At 71.6% G+C, this 3,915-nt stretch carries 5 protein-coding genes; 4 read left to right on the top strand and 1 reads right to left on the bottom strand.

Annotated features, from left to right (window positions below; all coding sequences use genetic code 11):
- From FV228_RS22540 to FV228_RS22525, 4 genes are all read left to right on the top strand, one after another.
- Nucleotides 1-485 (top strand): ATP-binding cassette domain-containing protein (locus tag FV228_RS22540; protein WP_147856639.1); only part of this gene is annotated, 485 nt, incomplete at its 5' end.
- On the top strand, nt 482-1,186 hold the full coding sequence (gene phnL / locus FV228_RS22535) for a phosphonate C-P lyase system protein PhnL (protein ID WP_147856638.1): 705 nt from the start codon (nt 482-484) through the stop codon (nt 1,184-1,186). The genes FV228_RS22540 and phnL, both read left to right, overlap by 4 nt.
- A gap of 9 nt (nt 1,187-1,195) precedes the next feature.
- The gene (locus FV228_RS22530) at nt 1,196-2,332 is read left to right on the top strand and encodes an alpha-D-ribose 1-methylphosphonate 5-triphosphate diphosphatase (RefSeq protein WP_147856637.1); all 1,137 of its coding nucleotides are present in this window, start codon (nt 1,196-1,198) and stop codon (nt 2,330-2,332) included.
- The gene (locus tag FV228_RS22525) at nt 2,332-2,862 is read left to right on the top strand and encodes an AAA family ATPase (protein WP_147856636.1); all 531 of its coding nucleotides are present in this window, start codon (nt 2,332-2,334) and stop codon (nt 2,860-2,862) included. Before FV228_RS22530 ends, FV228_RS22525 begins: the two co-directional genes overlap by 1 nt.
- Before the next feature lie 215 nt (nt 2,863-3,077).
- Here FV228_RS22525 and FV228_RS22520 read toward each other — a convergent pair whose 3' ends face one another.
- Nucleotides 3,078-3,833 (bottom strand): porin family protein, encoded by a 756-nt coding sequence (locus tag FV228_RS22520; RefSeq protein WP_246693995.1) that lies wholly within the window; start codon nt 3,831-3,833, stop codon nt 3,078-3,080.
- Nucleotides 3,834-3,915 lie beyond the last annotated feature (82 nt).

Below are 3,915 nucleotides of genomic sequence, written 5' to 3'. Positions count from 1 at the left end.
CCCGCCAGGGCCTGCGCATGGCGGTCTCGGCCGGCGGCAACGTCGGCGAGCGGCTGATGGGCATGGGCGAGCGCCATTACGGCCGGATCCGCGGCCAGGCGCTCGACTGGCTCGGCCGCGTCGAGATCGAGGCGGCCCGCGTGGACGACCCGCCGAGCCAGTTCTCCGGGGGCATGCGCCAGCGCCTGCAGATCGCCCGCAACCTCGTCACCGGCCCCCGGCTGGTGCTGATGGACGAGCCGACCTCGGGGCTCGACGTCTCGGTCCAGGCCCGGCTCCTCGACCTGATCCGGCGGCTTTCGGCCGAACTCGGTCTCGCGGTGATCATCGTCACCCACGACCTCGCGGTGGCGCGCCTGCTCTCGCACCGGATCGCCGTGATGCGGGCCGGCCGGGTGATCGAGACCGGGCTGACCGACCGGGTGCTCGACGACCCCGAGCACGCCTACACCCAGCTCCTCGTCTCCTCGGTGCTCGCCGCATGACCGCGCTTCTGACCTTCCAGGACGTCGCCAAGAGCTTCACCCTGCACCTGCGCGGCGGCGTGGTGCTCCCGGTTGTGGGCGGCGTGAGCCTCGCGGTGGCGCCAGGGGAGTGCGTGGTGCTCGGCGGCCCCTCGGGCGCCGGCAAGTCCTCGCTCCTGAAGATGGCCTACGGCAACTACCGCTGCGATGCCGGCACGATCCTGGTCCGCGACGGCGGCGCCGCGATCGACGTGGTCCGGGCCGACCCGCGCACCATCCTGTCGCTGCGCGCCCGGGTCATCGCGTACGTGTCGCAGTTCCTGCGGGTGATCCCGCGGGTCTCGGCCCTCGACGTGGTCGAGGCCGCCGGCCGCGAGGGCGGATTGTCCGAGGACGAGGCCCGCGCCCGGGCCAAGACCCTGCTCGCCCGGCTGAACCTGCCCGACCGGCTCTGGAGCCTGCCGCCCGCGACCTTCTCGGGGGGCGAGCAGCAGCGCGTGAACATCGCCCGGGGGCTGATCGCCGACCGGCCGCTGTTGCTGCTCGACGAGCCCACCGCATCGCTGGACGCCAGCAACCGCGCCGTGGTCGCCGAGCTCGTCCGCGAGAAGCTGGCGGCGGGGGCCGGCGTGCTCGGCATCTTCCACGACGGCGAGATGCGCGATGCCGTGGCGACGCGAATCGTCGACGTGACCCGCTTCGCGCAAGCCCGGGCGGCCTGAGGAGACCCGATGAGCGACATGATCCTCGAGAACGCGCGCCTGGTCCTGCCGGACCGCGTCGAGCACGGCTGGCTCGCCGTGGCCGACGGCCTGATCGCGGAGATCGGCACCGGGCGGCCGCCCGAGCGCGGCCTCGATCTCGGCGGCGACCACCTGATCCCCGGGCTGATCGAGCTGCACACCGACCATCTCGAGAGCCACTTCGCGCCCCGGCCCAAGGTGCGCTGGCATCCCCTCGGCGCGGTGCTGGCCTACGACGCGCAGATCACCGCCTCGGGCATCACCACGGTGTTCGATTCCCTGCGCGCCGGCAGCGACCCCGACGGCAGCGGCCTCGGCTCCGAGCTGAAGCAGCTGGCCGCCGCGATCGAGACCGCGCGGGCCGGCAACCTGTTCCGGGCCGAGCACTTCACGCATCTGCGCTGCGAGCTGCCCTCGGCGGACGTCCTCGACACGGTGGCCGAGTTCAAGGCGCAGTACACGATCGGCCTGATCTCGCTGATGGACCACACCCCGGGCCAGCGCCAGTTCCGCGACATGGAGAAGTACTACACCTACGCCACGCGGGGCGGCCGGACCCTGGAGGAGATCCGGCTCAACACCGAGCGCAAGATCCGGGAGGGCAAGGCCCTCAACGGCCGCAACCGCCCAGCCCTGGTCCAGTTCGCGAAAGACATGGGCATACCCCTGGCGAGCCACGACGACACGACCCTGGCCGATGTGGAACTCGCGGTCGGGGAGGGGGTGGCGCTCGCCGAGTTCCCGACCACTCTGGAGGCGGCCGAGGCCGCGCACGGGCGGGGGATCACCGTGATGATGGGCGCGCCGAACCTGATCCGCGGCGGGTCGCATTCCGGCAACGTCGCCGCCCTGGCGTTGGCCGAGGCCGGCCACCTCGACATCCTGTCGTCGGATTACGTGCCCGCGAGCCTGCTGATGGCCGCGTTCCTGCTGCCCGAGCAGGCATCCGGGATCTCGCTGCCGCAGGCGCTGGCCACCGTCACGGCCAACCCCGCCCGCGCCACCGGCTTGACCGACCGCGGCGCCCTGACGCCCGGCCTGCGGGCCGACCTCGTGCGGGTCCAGCGCGCCGAAGGGGTTCCAGTGGTCCGCGAGGTCTGGCGCACCGGCCGGCGGGTCGCCTGATGGCGGGCTGCCTGGTCCTGGTGGTCGGCCCGAGCGGGGCCGGCAAGGATACGCTGATCCGGCTCGCCCGGGCGGAGTTGGCGGGCGACCCGCGCTACGTCTTCCCCAGCCGCCTGGTGACCCGGCCGCCGTCGGGCGACGAGGACAACGACGAGATCGACGAGGCCGCCTTCGCACGGGGCTGTGCGGCTGGCGTGTTCACGCTGCACTGGCGGGCGCACGGCCTGGGCTACGCGATCCCGGCGCAGGCCGCCGAATGCGCGCGCGGCGATCGCGTGGTGGTCTGCAACGTCTCCCGCCGGATCGTCGAGGAGGCCCGGGGCAGCGGCCTGCCGGTCAGCGTGGTCGAGGTCACGGCGCCTGCCGAGGTCCTGGCACGCCGGATCGCGGCCCGGGACCGGCCGGAGGACGGGGACGTCGCCGCGCGCCTGGCCCGCGAGGTCCGGGTCTCGGCCGACCTCACCATCCTCAACACGGGCGCGCCGCAAGAGGCGGCGGCCCGGCTGATCGCGCATCTGCGCGCCCGCTAGAGCGCTCTTCGACGAAGTGGCTCCGGTTCGTCGGAGAGCGCGTCAAACCAAGAGCCGAGAGCCGTGCCCGAACCAACGCGGTCGGGCACGGCTCTCGCGTACTCAGCAAGCAACCGACCACAACACAACGAAAAAGGGCGCGCACCGGTCCCGGCACGCGCCCTCGAAGGATGGCCCGGGAGGATCGCTCCCGGGCCGGTGTCTGTGGCGAAGTCCTAGAAGCCGCCGAACTTGTAGTTGAAGCCGGCGCGGACGATGCTGCCCTCGGTCCGGAAGCGCGAGATGTACGAGCCGGTGCCGACGCCCGGGATGGCGCCGACCAGAACGCTCTGGCTGCCGAGGTCGTAGTGCAGGTACTCGGCCTTGATGGTCACGGCGTCGTACTTGATGCCGAGATACTTGCCGACCGCGAAGGTGTTCAGGAAGCTGTCGGTCGGGATGGCGAACTCGATGCCACCGCCGTAGGCGAAGCCGGTCTTGAAGTCGTCGTAGCGGCCGGCGAACTGCAGGGCGCCGCCCGGTGTGTAGAAGTTCGCATCGTGGAACACGTTGCCGTAGGCGAGACCGCCCATGCCGTAGACCATGACCCGGTCGAACGCGTAGCCGACGCGGCCGGTGAGGGTGCCGAGCCAGTCGAGGCTCTGGCGGAACTGGCTGATGTTGGGAGCCGTGCCGCCGGCATTCGGCGTACCCAGAATGACCCGGTTCTTGGTGATGTCAGTCCAGTCGATGCTGTTGGCGATACCGACGACGATGCCGGAGCCCGGCGTGAACTGATAGTTGTAGCCGGCGGTGCCGCCGATGTTGGCGAAGCCGTCCTGCGAGGTCGAGGTCAGGAACGGGCGGCGTCCAGCCTGCACGTTGGCGACGTTGCCCGGCAGGACGCCGACGGTGGTGATGCGCTGGTTGTCGGTGAAGGTGTAGGCCGACTCGAGACCCGCGTAGAAGCCCGTCCAGGTGAAGACCGGCACCGGGGTGAAGATCGGCGGCGGCGCGGCTCCCAACATCAGCCAGTTCCGCCAGTGCCTCGACTGGCTCGGGACACTCAGCGGT

Source organism: Methylobacterium sp. WL18 (genome assembly GCF_008040015.1).
GTDB lineage: Bacteria > Pseudomonadota > Alphaproteobacteria > Rhizobiales > Beijerinckiaceae > Methylobacterium > Methylobacterium mesophilicum.
Note: the sequence above shows the minus strand (reverse complement) of the source record. Positions and strands in the feature narration are given on the sequence as shown.